Annotated in this window: 11 protein-coding genes and 1 pseudogene; 5 read left to right on the top strand and 7 right to left on the bottom strand. The window is 67.5% G+C overall.

All coding sequences use genetic code 11. The features are described from left to right. On the bottom strand, window positions 1-224 hold a 224-nt coding region (locus WAQ08_RS04650; RefSeq protein WP_422189462.1), incomplete at its 3' end, for a disulfide bond formation protein B. Between the two features lie 8 nt (window positions 225-232). Beyond that, complete coding sequence (locus WAQ08_RS04645; protein ID WP_422189461.1) at window positions 233-691, bottom strand: RidA family protein; 459 nt, start codon at window positions 689-691, stop codon at window positions 233-235. A gap of 370 nt (window positions 692-1,061) precedes the next feature. Between WAQ08_RS04645 and WAQ08_RS04640 the strand changes: the two genes are divergently transcribed. Further along, window positions 1,062-3,185: a putative bifunctional diguanylate cyclase/phosphodiesterase gene (locus tag WAQ08_RS04640; RefSeq protein WP_422189460.1), complete on the top strand. Its 2,124-nt coding sequence runs from the start codon at window positions 1,062-1,064 to the stop codon at window positions 3,183-3,185. 40 nt (window positions 3,186-3,225) lie between these two features. Here the strand turns inward: WAQ08_RS04640 and WAQ08_RS04635 are convergent, their stop codons facing one another. From WAQ08_RS04635 to WAQ08_RS04615, 5 genes and pseudogenes are all read right to left on the bottom strand, one after another. Beyond that, the gene (locus tag WAQ08_RS04635; protein WP_422189459.1) at window positions 3,226-4,413 is read right to left on the bottom strand and encodes an SGNH/GDSL hydrolase family protein; all 1,188 of its coding nucleotides are present in this window, start codon (window positions 4,411-4,413) and stop codon (window positions 3,226-3,228) included. 132 nt (window positions 4,414-4,545) lie between these two features. Beyond that, window positions 4,546-5,154, bottom strand: coding sequence for a chemotaxis protein CheB (locus WAQ08_RS04630; RefSeq protein ID WP_422189458.1), 609 nt, complete (start codon window positions 5,152-5,154; stop codon window positions 4,546-4,548). Beyond that, window positions 5,151-5,990: a CheR family methyltransferase gene (locus WAQ08_RS04625; RefSeq protein ID WP_422189457.1), complete on the bottom strand. Its 840-nt coding sequence runs from the start codon at window positions 5,988-5,990 to the stop codon at window positions 5,151-5,153. The genes WAQ08_RS04630 and WAQ08_RS04625 overlap by 4 nt, the downstream gene beginning before the upstream one ends. Window positions 5,991-6,015: 25 nt before the next feature. Next, window positions 6,016-9,444, bottom strand: coding sequence for a response regulator (locus tag WAQ08_RS04620; protein ID WP_422189468.1), 3,429 nt, complete (start codon window positions 9,442-9,444; stop codon window positions 6,016-6,018). Between the two features lie 290 nt (window positions 9,445-9,734). Beyond that, window positions 9,735-10,506 (bottom strand): annotated as a pseudogene (locus WAQ08_RS04615) (LysR substrate-binding domain-containing protein). 61 nt (window positions 10,507-10,567) lie between these two features. On the opposite strand from WAQ08_RS04615, the gene WAQ08_RS04610 reads away from it, so the two are divergent. The 4 genes from WAQ08_RS04610 to WAQ08_RS04595 all read left to right on the top strand — a co-directional run bounded on the left by WAQ08_RS04610 (window position 10,568) and on the right by WAQ08_RS04595 (window position 14,585). Further along, window positions 10,568-11,023: a glutathione binding-like protein gene (locus WAQ08_RS04610; protein ID WP_422189467.1), complete on the top strand. Its 456-nt coding sequence runs from the start codon at window positions 10,568-10,570 to the stop codon at window positions 11,021-11,023. Window positions 11,024-11,039: 16 nt separating this feature from the next. Next, entirely contained in the window at window positions 11,040-11,435 is a 396-nt protein-coding gene (locus WAQ08_RS04605) for a hypothetical protein (RefSeq protein ID WP_422189456.1), read from the top strand. A 203-nt stretch (window positions 11,436-11,638) separates the two neighbouring features. Continuing rightward, window positions 11,639-11,905 carry a hypothetical protein gene (locus WAQ08_RS04600; protein ID WP_422189455.1) on the top strand — a complete coding sequence of 89 codons (267 nt, stop codon included), beginning with the start codon at window positions 11,639-11,641 and terminating at the stop codon, window positions 11,903-11,905. A gap of 82 nt (window positions 11,906-11,987) precedes the next feature. Beyond that, window positions 11,988-14,585, top strand: coding sequence for a DNA internalization-related competence protein ComEC/Rec2 (locus WAQ08_RS04595; RefSeq protein WP_422189454.1), 2,598 nt, complete (start codon window positions 11,988-11,990; stop codon window positions 14,583-14,585). Window positions 14,586-14,590: the final 5 nt, after the last annotated feature.

The following is a 14,590-nucleotide window of genomic DNA, read 5'->3' as shown; positions in this document are numbered from 1 at the left end:
GGCACGGCCAGCACGGCCAGGGCGCGGCGCACCGGTGCCGAGGGCAGGGCGGCGGCCACCAGGCACACCACGGCGATCACGATGAACAGCAGGCGTTGCAGGATGCACCAGGGGCAGGGCTCCATGCCGAACTGGTGTTGCGACACCAGCGCGCCACCCACGGCGGCGGCACACACCAGGCCCAGCAGGGCCAGCACCTTGCGGGAAGGGGACTGCGCTGTCATGGCGGGCCTCAGTCGCGTACTTCGGCGATCAGTTCGATCTCGACGCATGAGCCCAGCGGGATCTGGGCCACGCCGAAGGCGCTGCGCGCGTGGCGGCCGGCATCGCCGAAGACCTCGGCCAGCAGTTCGGAGCAGCCGTTGGTGACCAGGTGCTGCTCGGTGTAGTCGGGCGTGCTGTTGACCAGGCTCATGACCTTGACGATGCGCACCACCTTATCCAGGCCACCCACGGCCGCGTTGAGCGTGCCCAGCAGGTCGATGGCCACGGCACGGGCGGCCTGCTGGCCCTCGGCGGTGGCGATGTCCTTGCCCAATTGGCCCACCCAGACCTTGCCGTCCTTCTTGGCGATGTGCCCGGAGAGGAACACCAGGTTGCCCGTGCGCATGAAGGGCAGGTAGGCGGCGGCGGGCGTGGCCACGGGGGGCAGGGTGATGCCGAGGTCGGTCAGGCGTTGGGCGATGGACATGGTGTGAGTGCGGCGGGGCGCAGGCAAGATGGTGTGCAAGGCCGGGCTGTTGCGCGGAGCGGCAATACGGCTGGCGATAAGGCTGGCGATGGCCGATCCTACACCGCGCCTGCCGGCCCCGCCCGGAGCTTGGGTTTCCCCTGGTACAGCGTGTGCCGCCACATGTCGATAAGGGGGTGGGGGACCTGCGTCGGGTGCCCCCATGTCGGAGACAGACAGACCCATGTACCCAGACAGCCTTGAAGGTTGCGCGGAATTTGTCACGGATGAGCACGGCGCGGCATCCGTCATCCATCGGCCCTGCGGCCGGTGTCCATCGGCATGTCATGAGCGAATGCGCCCTGCATTCGGCCCGGTGAGAGGCTGACGCATGCCAGTGCAGTACCACGATCAGCATCATCAAGGGGCGCAAGCCTGTTCATGCACGGACCATGGCGATGCGTCGCTCACGGCCCTGCAACTCGAAGCGGTCGAGAACCTCAACCAGATCGGCGTGCTGACCTGGCGGCAAGGCCACGACAAGGTGCGGCTCAGCGCCCTGGCCCAGACGCTGCTGGCGCTGCCTGAGTTGGTGCCGTTCAGTGAACTGCTGAACCTGCTCGACCCCCGGGAGCGCCCCGGCTTGCAGACCTACTGGCAGCAGATGGCCGAGACCGGCCAGCGCCATACGGTGGCAGAGTTCAGTGTCTGTCTGCCGGAGGGCCGCCGCCGCATGGGCGGCAATGCCTTGTTCGAGCGTGATGCCTATGGCACCGTGGTGTGCTGCGTGGTCGCCATCCAGGACGTCACCAGCCACGATGCGATGGTGCAGGCCCTGTCGGACAGCGAGGCCCGCTTGGAAGAGGCGCAGCGCATTGCCCAGTTCGGCTACTGGGAGTGGGATTTCGAGCAGCGCCGCGCGATGCTCTCCGACCAGGCCGTGGCCATGTGGGGGCTGCCGCCATCCTGGCGCGCCGACGAGCGTGGCCTGCTGGGCCTGCTGCCCGAAGATCAGCGCGAGTGGGTGGAAAAGCTCTACATGGAGGCTTTCGCCAAGGGACAGACCTCGCTGCGCTACGAGGTGCGCAAGAGCGATGACGACGGCAACGTGCGCGAGTTCCACTCCCTCGTCAAGATCGACTACGCGCCCGATGGCAAGCCCCGCCGCTTGCTGGCCACGCTGCAGGACATCAGCGAACTCAAGTCCTACCGGCGCCAGCTGCACTCGCTGTCTTTCTTCGACACGGTGACGGGGCTGCCCAATCGCGCCCTGTTCGTCGACCGGCTGAACCACGCGCTGACAGATGCCTCATGGCACGGCCAGCAACTGGGCCTCTTGATGCTGGACCTGGACCGCTTCAAGGACATCAACGATTCGCTGGGGCACACCGCGGGCGATGCCTTGCTGCAGCAGGCCGCGCAACGCCTGCAGCAGGTTATGCGCGAGTACGACACCGTGGCCCGCCTGGGTGGTGACGAGTTCGCGGTGCTGTTGCCCGAGGTGCGCCATGCCACCGACATGGGCTCGATCGCGCAGAAGGTGCTGGGCGCTTTTGCGCAGCCCTTTCAGATCGGTGGGCAGGAGGTGTTCGTCACGGCCAGCGTGGGCGGCGCCTTCTACCCGGCCGATGCACAGGATGCCGTGCAGTTGATGCAGCATGCCGATGCGGCCCTGTACCACGCCAAATCACAAGGGCGCAACAACTTCCGCTTCTACTCGAAGGAGCTCACACGCCAGGCCGCCGAGCGCCTGACGCTGGAGAGCGAATTGCGCAAGGCCATCGAAGGCGATGAGCTGGCGCTGCACTATCAGCCCAAGTTCGATCTGCTCACGGGGGCGCTGGTGGGGGCCGAGGCCCTGATGCGTTGGCACCATCCGGTACGGGGCATGGTGCAGCCGCTGAGTTTCATCTCCATGGCGGAGGACACCGGCCTGATCGTGCCCATGGGTGCGTGGGCCCTGCGCAGCGCCTGTGCGGCCGCAGCGGCATGGAACGCCGGGCGCAGCACATCGCCCTTGAAGATCGCGGTGAACCTGTCGGCCCGGCAGTTCACCAGCGTGCCGTTCTCCACGACGGTGTACGAGGCACTGCGCAGCACGGGCTGCCGGCCGGAGTGGCTGGAGCTGGAGATCACCGAGAGCTTGCTGCTCGATGGCCGTGACGAGATCCTGTCCGTGCTGCAGGACATCGCGGCGCAGGGCGTCAGCATCGCGCTCGATGACTTCGGCACGGGCTACTCCGCGCTGAGCTACCTGACGCGCTTCCCGGTGGACACGCTCAAGATCGACCGCTCCTTCATCAAGGATCTGCCCGGTGACCGCAGCAGCGCCGAGCTGGTCAAGGCCATCGTCTCGCTGGGCCATAGCCTGGAGATGAACCTGGTGGCCGAAGGCGTGGAAACGCGCGAGCAGGCCGAGCACCTGGTTGGCCTGGGATGCCAACTGGTGCAGGGCTACCTGTACGGCAAGCCCGTGCCCTACGACGTGTTCTCCGAGATGGCGGCGCAGGCCTGAGCAGGGCCTAGGCCGCCATCTCCTCGTGGCCGAGACGGCCTCAGGGCGCCGTGGCCGCCTTGGTGAACTCCAGCCCCAGTACGCGGCTGGCCGCATCGGTGGGGTGGTTCTTGTCCCAGTACAGGTAGTTGTCCGGGTCATCACACACCGTCTTGACGACCTCCTTGCCCACCAGCTTGCCGTTGTAGCAGGCTTCCGTCACGTTCACGCCGCGCGCCTGGGCATTGGCCGTCTCCACCCGCAGGAAGGTGAGCGTGTCGAAAGTCTTGAGGTCGATGTCGGGCATTTGCAGGCGGGACTTGGCCAGCATCTTGAGCATCTCGGCCTTGAACTCGTTGGCGCGCCTCAGCGTGGCGGGGGTGTAGCTCTTGTCCTGCCTGTTGAACTCGGCCGATTGGGGTGTGAGGCTGAAGTCCGGCATGAGGGGCACCAGGAAGTGACGCGAACCCCGCTGGTACAGCGCATTGATGCCCTTGAACAGGTTGTCGGCGGCGTTCTTGGCGGTGTAGGTGGAGTACATGTTCAGCCCCTCGAAGAAATCGTTGGGGCCGGCCCACACAAAGTACAGCGCATCCGGATCATTGCGGCTGATGCCCTGGCGGGCCAGCGTCTTGTGGAACTCTTCGATCTGGAACAGCGTGCCCTTCTGCCACGACCAGAAGGGCAGCAGGTTGCCGTGCCCCGTCTGCGCGCCGGAGAAGCTGTAGTTGGTCATCGGCAGGCGCAACTGGTTGGCCATCACTTCCAGTGCCACCACGCCGTTGCTGAAGCGGCCCTTGTAGCTGGGCGCCATCGGCATGCCCGATTGCGTCATCTCCTCGGTCATCTTGAACAGGTTGCCCGTGTCGGACATGCTGTCGCCGAAGGCGAAGATCTGCGTGTAGCCATTGGGCACGTAGATGTCGTCGTGCTCGGGCGGCACGCGGAAGGCTGGGTTGATCGGGCCCGGCGGGGTGATGGACCACTTGCGGGCGCGGGGCAGCCAGTCCTCCATCAAACCGTAGTAGGTGTTGAAGAAGGGCACGTTGTTGAAGACGAAGCCCAGCGTGGTCAGGAATTCCTTGCTGGTGACCGGCGCGATGAAGCCCGCATACATGGTGATGGGCTGCAGCGTTTCGGCGACGAAGAGTTCGGGCGGAATGGCCCGGGCGCTCGGGGCCAGGGTGCAGCCCCATGCAAGGGCACCGGTGGCGAGGAGGCGGCGGAGGAGGGGTTTGGGTGTGTGCATGGCTATCCCATATTTGTGTGATGTCGATTGAACCGACATGACGCGCGGGACCAGATAGGTAAACCCCTTGCCCTTCCCTTGAATGAGTGGTGTTGTATGGTTTCGTTCGAGGGGGTTCCAGCTTGCCAGGGGCTACAGCGACCTGAGCAGGGTGGCGATCTGCGCCAGCGACATCACCGCTGTGGGCGTGAGGCGCTCCAGCGCGGCCTCCGGCATGTAGGACAGCTGGGCGTCCTCGGGCGTCTGCACGATGGTCTGTCCGCCGGCCTGGTCCACTGCGGCCAGCCCGGCGGCGCCATCGTGGTTGCCGCCGGTCAGCACGATGCCCAGCAGGCATTCGCCATAGACCTCGGCAGCCGATTCGAACAGCACGTCGATGGCCGGGCGCGAGAAGTTCACCGGCTCGTCCACGGACAGGGCCAGGTGCGGCACATGGCGGGGGCCCTGGTCGACCAGCAGGTGGTAGTCAGGTGGCGCGAAGTAGATGGTGCCGGGCGCGACCGGCTCCTTGTCGTGGGCCTCGTGCACGGGCAGGGCGCACTTGGGCGCGAAGATGTCGGCCAGCAGGCTGGGCTTCTCGCGGGGCAGGTGCAGCACGATCAGCACGGGCACCGTGGTCTGGGCCTGCAGCGCGGGCAGCAGCGCCGACAAGGCATCGACCCCGCCGGCCGACGCGCCGATCACGATCGCACCGATGCGGCGCGGATCGATCTTGGCGCGGCCGGCCGTGGGCGTGCTCATCGCATGTCCTTCTTCTGGAAGATCCGGTCTTCGCGCACCACCTCGTCGAAGTGGTCGGCGTAGGTGGAAAAGCGCAGCGCCTCCTTGGAGCCCAGGCCCAGGAAGCCCTTGCGGCACAGCGAATCGTGGAACAGGCCCAGGGCGCGGTCCTGCAGTTCGCGGTTGAAGTAGATCAGCACGTTGCGGCAGGAGACCAGGTTCATCTCGGCGAACACGCTGTCGGTGGCCAGGCTGTGGTCGGAGAAGACCATGTGCTTCTTGAGGGCCTTGTCGAACACGGCGCGGCCATAGGCGGCCGTGTAGTACTTGGACAGCGAGCCGCGCCCGCCCGATTTCTGGTGGTTGTCGGTGAAGCCGGCGATGCGGTCGATCTCGTAGACACCGGCCTCGGCCTTCTGCAGCGCGTGGGCATTGATGTCGGTGGCGTAGATCAGGCTGCGCTCGAGCAGGCCTTCCTCATGCAGCAGGATGGCCAGGGAGTAGACCTCTTCGCCCGCGCTGCAGCCGGCCACCCAGAGCTTGAGCGACGGGTAGGTGCGCAGCATGGGCACCACCGTCTCGCGCAAGGCCCGGAAGTAGCTCGGGTCGCGGAACATCTCGCTGACCTGCACCGTGAGGTAATCCAACAGGGCAGGGAAGGTGGCCGGGTCGTGCAGCACCTTGTCCTGCAGCTGCGACAGGGTGGCGCAGCCGAAGCGTTCCATGGCCGTGCGCAGGCGCCGGCGCAACGACGAGCCCGCGTAGGCGCGGAAGTCGTAGTGGTACTTGAGGTAGATCGCATCGAGCAGGAGCTGGAACTCGATGTCGGTCTCCTTGGCATGGGGCAGGGCGCTCATGGATGGGCCGTCCTCGCTTCTGGCCTCACTTGGGCATCCACACGCGCACCAGCGACAGCAGCTTTTCCACGTCGAGTGGTTTGGCGATGTAGTCGTTGGCACCGGCGGCCAGGCAGTCGTCCTGGTCGTTCTTCATGGCCTTGGCCGTGAGCGCGATGATGGGCAGCTTCTTCCACTCGCTGCGCTTGCGGATCTCGCGCATGGCGGTCAGGCCATCCATCTCCGGCATCATGATGTCCATCAGCACCAGATCGATGCGTGCGTTGCTGCCGGGCTCGCCGGCGCGGGCCAGCGCATCGAGCGCCTCGCGGCCATTGCGAGCGATCTGCACGGTGATGCCCTTGGGCTCGAGCACGCTGGAGAGCGCGAAGATGTTGCGCACGTCGTCCTCGACCACCAGCACGCGGCGGCCATCGAGCGCCACCTCGCGGTCGCGTACCTCGCGCAGCATGCGCTGGCGCTCGGGCGGCAGGCTCGACTCCACCTGGTGCAGGAAGAGGGTGACCTCGTCGAGCAGGCGTTCGGGCGAGCGCACGTCCTTGATGATGATGGACCGCGAGAAGCGGCGCAGGCCCTGCTCTTCGTCGCGCGTGAGGTTGCGGCCGGTGTAGACGATCACCGGCGGGAAGGACACGGCCTCCTGCTCGGCCATCTTCTCGATCAGCTCGTAGCCGCTCAGGTCGGGCAGGCTCAGGTCCATCACCATGCAGTCGAAGGTGGTGGCCTGCAGTTTGGCCAGGGCCTCGGCGGCGGTTGCCACGCCGGTGATGCTCACATCCTGCGAGCCCAGCAGCTGCTGGATGCTGTCGAGCTGGCGCGGGTCGTCCTCGACCACCAGCACGTGCTTGAGGCTCTGCGAGAACTTGGCCTCCAGGCGTTCGAGCGCGTCGATGATCTGCTCGCGCTTGACAGGCTTGAGCGCATAGCCGATGGCGCCCAGCTCCAGTGCTTCCTGCGCATAGTCGGCCACGGAGCAGACATGCACGGGGATGTGGCGCGTGAGCGGGTTGCGCTTGAGTTGGTCGAGCACGCCCAGGCCCGAGTGGTCGGGCAGGTTGATGTCCAGCAGGATGGCGCTGGGGCGCAGCGTCTGCGCGGCATGCAGGCCTTCGCCGGCACTGTTGGTGACCACGCACTGGAAGTGCATCTCGTGCACCAGGTCGCGCAGGATGGCGGCGAAGCGCAGGTCGTCTTCGATCACCAGGATGTGGCGGGTGTCAGGCTGCAGGGTGTCGCGGTCGTCCTCGACCAGGCCCGTGGTCGGGCGCGGTGGTGCGGTTGGTGTCGGGGCCGTCACCAGAGGGGTCTGAATGACACCGGACGGGGCTGAGCGGGTGGCCAGGGGCTCGGCCGCAGGCTCCACAGTGCGTGGCGCAAAGGGCAGGGCTTGGGGCAGTGGCTGCGAGGTGCCGCCCTTGGCCGGCAGCGTCAAGGTGAACACGCTGCCCTGGCCCGGGGTGCTCTGCACGGTGATGTCGCCACCCAGCAGTCGGGCCAGATCGCGCGAGATGGACAGGCCCAGCCCGGTGCCGCCATATTTGCGGTGCGTGCTGCCATCGGCCTGGCGGAAGGCTTCGAAGATGATGCCCTGCTGCTGCGGGGCGATGCCGATGCCGGTGTCCTGCACGGCAAAGACCACATGGCCTTCCGCATCGCCCCGCACCGTCAGCGACACCTGGCCGCGGTCGGTGAACTTGAGCGCGTTGGACAGCAGATTCTTGAGGATCTGGCCAAGGCGCTGGGCGTCTGTTTCCAGGCGCTCGGGCGTGCCTGGTTGCACCTCGGTGATGAAAGCCAGGCCCTTTTCCTCCGCGATGGGGCGCAGCGTGCTGGCCAGGCTGTCGACCGTGCGCACCACGGAGACGGACTCGGTCACGATCTCGACCTGGCCGGCTTCGATCTTGGACAGGTCCAGGATATCGTTGATCAGGGTGAGCAGATCGTTGCCGGCCGACGAGATGGTCTGCGCGAACTTGACCTGCTCGGTCGTGAGGTTGCCGCCCTTGTTGTCGGCCAGCAGCTTGGCCAGGATCAGCGCGGAGTTCAGCGGCGTGCGCAGTTCGTGGCTCATGTTGGCCAGGAACTCGCTCTTGTACTGGTTGGCGCGTTCCAGCTCGGCGGCCCGTTCGTTGAGCGAGGCTTGCGACTGCTCAAGCTCGTCGCGCTGGTTCTCCAGCTGGGTGGTCTGCTCCGAGAGTTGGGCGTTGGTCTGCTCCAGCTCGGCCTGCTGGGCTTCGAGCTGGGCCTGGGATTCCTTGAGCACGCGGCTCTGCTCTTCCAGCTCTTCGTTGTTGACGCGAAGCTCTTCCTGCTGGGCCTGCAGTTCTTCGGATTGGCGCTGGGTCTCCTGCAGCAGGTCTTCCAGTCGGGTGCGGTCGCGCGAAGCCCGCACGGCCACCGCCAGGGATTCGGAGACGCGGTCGACCAGTTCGCGGTCGGCGGGCGTGACGGGGTGGAAGAAGCCCAGTTCGACCATGGCGTAAACCATGCCGTCAACACTGGCCGGGGCGATCAGGAGCTCGGCGGGCTGAGCGCGACCCGTGCTGGAGCCCACTGGCAGGTAGCCCTCGGGGACGTGGCGCACGTGCACCGGGCGGTCTTGCGCTGCGGCCTGGCCCAGCAGGCCGTCGCCCGCCCGCAGCACTTCGTCGCGTTGCTCAGGCACCAGGGCGTGGCTGGCGAAGCGGCGGAAGTTGTCGCCCTCGGCGATGTAGACGGCGCCCACCTGGGCATCGAGATAGGTGGCCAGGAAGTCCAGCACCCGGTCACCCAGCACCTCCAGACGCTGCTCGCCTTCCAGGCGGGTGTTCAGGCCCATCTGGCCGGCCTTGATCCAGGCTTCCGTCTCGCGGGCACGGTAGTCGCGGGAGGTCATCGAGGCCGACACCAGTACCAGCATCAGCAGCAGGCCCGAGCCGGCGAAGGTGACGGCCACGGAAATGTCGGCGGCGGCGCGCCAGCTGTCTTCCCTCAAGGCGACCAGGTTGCGCTCCTCGGCCTGCATGTTGGACAGCAACTCCCGGATGTTGTCCATCACCAGCTTGCCGCGGTCCGACAGGACGATGGCCATGGCCTCGCCCGTCTGCCCTTGCCGGCGCAACGCGATGGTCTGGTCCAGCTCCTCGAACTTCTGCTTCATCAACTGCTGCAAGGTGTTCAGCCGCTGCTGCTGCAAGGGGTTGTCGGCGACGAGTTCACCCAGGCGCTTGAGCTTGCCGGGGTGCTCGGCCTTGGCATTGCCGTAGGGGGAGAGATAGGACTCCTGGCCCGTGAGCAGGAAACCCCGCTGGCTCGTTTCCGCGTCCTTCATGGTCGAGAGCAGGGACTGCAGCTGCTCGATCACTTCCAGCGTCCGGCTGACCCGTGCCCGTGCTTCGTCGCGGCTTTGTAGCGACTGGTAGGAGAAGAAGGCGATCAGGAAAATGGCCACCACCTTGATGATGAAGGTGGCCATCGGCCCGGGGGGGAGCGGTGGGCCCTTGCGGCGCCCGCGCGCGATGTCGGCGGCATCGGCCGACGGAGCGTGGGCGGCGGCCGTGGTGCCGGCCGTGTAGGGCGAATCTGACGACATCTGTGCTCCTCCTCCCGCGGTGCGGGGGGCGGCCCTGGGGCCATTGTTGTGCTGGGTCGATGCAGGCCAGTCACGGTGTGGTGACACCGATGCGCTGGCATGGCTGCGGGATCATACCCAGCGCCCCATGACCCGCGCGGTGCGGGGCCATGGTGTGGGGCGGTTGGCACGATTCAGCCGGGTGGCGGATTGAGTGCTGGGTGAGCCCGCAGATGCGTCACCGCGAAGGCCACGAAGGCGCGGACCTTGGCCGCGGCCAGGCGCCCCTCGGGGTAGACGAGCTGCACAGGAATGGGCGGCGGCTCGATGGGGGGCCAGCACCGCGCGCAATCGGCCGGTGGCCACGTCGTCTGCCACCTGGTAGGACAAGGCTCGCGCCAGGCCGTGCCCCGCCTTGGCCGCCATGATGCCCACCTCGCCATGGCGCTGTAGGTAATCGGGCGAGGCCACGATCACGCGGCGCACTTCACCCACGCGCACCGCGGTCAGTGATGAATCGGCCAGGTGGGCGATGCGCACGGCCACGTCCATGTCTTCGTCCAGCAGGTTCACCAGCCGGTCGGCAAAGAAGGCCCGTGCGGTGAGCTGCGGGTGGGCCTGCAGGAAGTCGAGCAGCAGCGGGGCAATGTGCATGCGGCCGAACAGCACGGGCGCTGTCACCGTGAGGTGGCTTTGCGGCATCACGTGGGCGCCGCTGGCAATGGCCTCGGCCTCATCCAGTTCTGCCAGCAGCCTGCGGCAATCGACCTGGTAGCGCTCGCCCACCTCGGTCAGCCGCACCAGCCGGGTCGAGCGGTGCAGCAGCCGGGCCCCCAGGTGGGCTTCAAGCGCGGCCACGGCGCGGGTGACGGCCGGCGCGGACAGCCGCAACTGCCGGGCAGCGCCGGCAAAGCTGCGGGCTTCTGCCACAGCCAGAAAGATGCGCATCGATTCGAGGCGGTCCATGCAGGCATTGTTGCGTTGCTTGCAATGAGTTCTTGCAAATGGCGGGTATTCATGTTTGCCCGTGATCCAGGATGGCGATGTGACCCTGGCCGACAGCAATGCCATCCTGACCTATCTGGCTCTGCGTTACGACGATGCCGGCCAGTGGCTGCCCCGCGATCCGGTGAAGGCCGCGCTGGTGCAGCGCTGGCTGAGCGTGGCGGCCGGGCCGCTGGCCTTCGGCCCGGGCAATGCGCGTATAGCGGTGCTGTTCAAGCGCCCGCGGGATGAGCGTGCCTTCGAGCTGTCGGCCAACCTGCTCAAGGTGATGGACGGCGTGCTGGCCCGGCAGCGCTTCCTGGTGCCGGGTGATGTACCCACGTTGGCCGACATCGCGCTGTACACCTACACCGCCCACGCGCCAGAGGGCGGCGTGTCCCTGCAAACCTATGCTCAGGTGTGCCGTTGGCTGGCCGAGATCGAGGCACTGCCCGGTTTTGTCGGCATGGTGCGCTCGCCCGTGCCCGAAGCCGCCTGACGGTGGGGGCCTGATCATGGACACCGACAACCCCTTCCATGAGGGCGAAGAGCACCTGCAGTCGCTGGCCGGCGTGCGCGAGGCCCTGGCTTCTCGCGGGCGTGCCTTCATCCGCGGCCACATGCCGGATCAGCACCGCAGCTTCTTCGCGCAACTGCCCTTTGTGATCGCCGGGGGGCTCGACGGCACGGGCCAGCCCTGGGCCACGGTGTGGGCGGGGCCTTCGGGCTTCATGCAGTCGCCGGACCGTCGCCGGCTGGGCATTGAGCCGCACACCCGGCGGCGCAACCGGATGAACGGCACGCTAGCGCGCAGACAGTGGTGCGTTCGAGGTCGAGGTGCGACAGAGCTTCGGCAACTGCCCCAAGTACATCCGGCCACGCCGGGCCGAGTGGGGGCAGGCGCACGGTGATGCATTGGTGTCGGCGCTGGGGCCGTGGCTGCAGGGCCGAGCCCGTGAGCTGGTGAGCGTGGCCGACACATTCTTTATCGCGTCGGCATCGTCTGGCGCGGGCCAGGCTGACCAGGCTCGCAGCGATGGGGTGACGTCTCCCACCGGGGGGCGATCCCGGGTTCATCCACCTGCAGGACACGGCCGATGGCACCGAGCTGACCGTGCCGGACTATGTCGGCAAATTCATGTTCAACACGCTGGGCAACATCCTGGTACGGCCGGGCGTGGGGCTGCTGTTCATCGATGTGGTCGGCGGGGATGTGCTGTGGCTGGCCGGGCAGGGGCGGCTGGACCTGGATCCACAGGCCGCGGCCTTGTTCGAAGGCGCCCAGCGCTTGCTGCGTGTGCGCATCACGCATGGTTGCCTGGCGCGCGGCGTTTTGCCTTTGCGTTGGGGCGGTACGGCAGAGCAGGCCCTGGTGGCATGAGCCGGGCCCCCATCAGAGGGGTTGTGTGACACAGGCTGGGTGCTAAGGTTCCCGCTATTCACACAAACACCGGGGATGGGCCATGCAGGTCCAATGGGGGGCGGCCTTGCTCGCATGGCTGCTGGGCGTGGCCGTGCAGTTGCAGCAAGGCTCAGTGGGCGATGGCCGCTGGGCCGTGGTGTTGCCCATGGCCTGCGTGATGCTGGCCGGCATGGGTGCCTGGATGGTGCCTCGCTGGCGGCATGGGTGGCGCAGCGCTGTGCTGGCTTGCCTGTGCATGGCCAGCCTGGGCTGGGGGCAAGCGGAGTGGCGCGCGGCCCAGCGCCTGGCGCAGATGTGGCCAGGCACGTGGGCGCAGCGGTCCGTGGTGCTCACAGGCCGCGTCGATTCGCTGCCGCAAAAGCAGGCCTGGGGGCAGCGGTTCGAGGTCGAGGTGCTGACGGTGGACCTGCCGTCAGCGCCAGGGCAAGTGGCGGTGCAGGGGACATGGCAGGCCGGGCAAGTCTGGCGGCTGCCGGGTGTGCCAGCCAAGGCCCGGTGCCCGCAGCGGATCAGCCTTTCCTGGACCAGTGGCCAGCGCCCAAGCAGGCCAGGCACCTCCCTGCGGGATGGTGATCCGGGCACCGGCCCCGCCATCGTGCCCGGCCAGGTCTGGCGCTGGACGGTTCAACTGCAAGCCCCCGATGGCCTGCTCAACCCTGGCGGATTCGATGCCGAGCGCTGGATGTTCGAGCGCGGGCTGCGTGCGCAGGGCCGGGTGGTGACACGGCAGGTGCCGGCGCCCCTGTTGGTGCGGTCGATCAGCCCGGGCGCACCCGGCCTGATCGACCGCATGCGCCTGGCTCTGCGCGACAGGATCGAGGCTCACGTGACCGACCCGCAGGTAGCAGGCTTGATCGCTGGGCTGACCATCGGTGAGCAGTCGGCCATCGAGCCGCAGGATTGGGATGCCCTGCGTGACACCGGAACCGCACATTTGGCCGCTATATCGGGCATGCACGTGTTGATGATGGGCCTGCTGGTGTCTTTCGTCGTCGGGCGCGTGTGGCGGCGCTCGCCAGGTTTGATGCGTGCTCTGCCGGCGCCCGTGGCCGCGCGCGTTGCCGCGGTGGCGGGGGCATGGGCCTATGCCGTGCTGGCCGGGTGGGGCATTCCGGCGCAGCGCACGGTGGTGATGATGGCCGTGGTGGCGGCCTTGCGGCTGGGCGCCCGGCGTTGGCCCTGGCCGCTGGTGCTCTTGCTGGCCGCGGTGGTGGTGACGCTGCTCGATCCCTGGGCCTTGAACCAGGCGGGATTCTGGCTGTCGTTTGCGGCGGTGGGTTTGCTGATGCTGTCGGGCCAGCAGACCGTTTCGACGCCCGATCTGCCCTGGCGGCAACGGGCAGGGCGTGCGCTGCGCGAAGGCCTGCGCACGCAATGGGTCGCCTGGGTGGGGCTGGCGCCACTGTCATTGGTGTTTTTTCAACAAGTGTCGCTGGTGGGGCTGCTGGCCAACCTGGCCTGCATCCCGCTGTTCAGCTTTGTGATCACGCCGCTGGCGCTGCTGGGGCTGGCCTGGTCTGGCTTCTGGGATGGGTTGACGCCCTTGGTTCAGCACCTTATGGTCGCCCTGGGCTGGCTGGCATCGTGGCGCTGGGCGGCGGTGTCCGGTGCCATGGTGTCGTCATGGGCCAGCATGCTGGGCTTGCTGGCGGGCGCCTGGATGCTGGCGCCTGTGCCTCTGCGCTGGAAACTGCTGGCGGTGCCCGGCATGCTCTTATTGCTGTGGCCTACCAGCCTCAGCATGCCGCTGCCAGGGCCGCCCGTGGGGCACGCCCAGATCCTCGCGGTGGACATCGGCCAGGGCACGGCGGTGCTGGTGCGCACGGCGCGGCATGCGCTGCTGTACGACACGGGGCCACGCACATCTCCTACCAGCGATGCGGGGCGGCGCGTGCTCGTGGGCTTGCTGCGGGGCCAGGGCATCCGGCGCCTGGACACGCTGCTGATCAGCCATGGGGACATCGACCATGTGGGCGGCGCAGAATCGGTGGTGCGGGCTGTGCCCGTGGGCGCGCTGCTCAGTTCACTGGGAGATAGGCACGAACTGCTGTCTGTGCCAGACCGCGATGGCCGTCTGCCGCTGCACCAGCGCTGCGAGGCCGGGCAGCAGTGGCGCTGGGATGGCGTGCTGTTCGAGGTATTGCACCCCTCCAAGGCCGACTGGGCGCAATGGGCGCGGGGCAAGCGCTCCGACAACGCCATGTCCTGTGTGCTCAGGGTGTCGGCTTCGGCGGGTGAGGGCGGTGGCCGCAGCGTTTTGCTCACCGGCGATGTCGAGGCGCAGGGCGAGGCCAGCCTGGTGCAGGCCTGGGGCGCACGTCTGGCCAGCGAGGTGCTGATGGTGCCGCACCACGGCAGCCATACCTCGTCAACGCCGGATTTCATCGAGGCGGTGGCGCCGCGTGTGGCCGTGGTCCAGTCAGGCGCGCGCAACCGCTACGGCCATCCGCATGCGGATGTGATGGCGCGCTACCAGGCGCAGGAGATCACGGTGGTGCGTTCCACCACCTGTGGTGCCTGGATCTGGCGCACGGACATGGGGCCGGCGGCGCAGGCGGGCCGTTGCTGGCGTGAACTGGCCGGCGGGTACTGGCGTACGCCCCGTGCCGTGTCAGGCACTGACGCTGATGCCGATTGAGGGCG

The sequence above is a fragment of the Aquabacterium sp. genome (genome assembly GCF_049274795.1).
Taxonomy (GTDB): domain Bacteria; phylum Pseudomonadota; class Gammaproteobacteria; order Burkholderiales; family Burkholderiaceae_C; genus Aquabacterium.
This window is presented reverse-complemented; position numbering and strand designations above follow the sequence as displayed.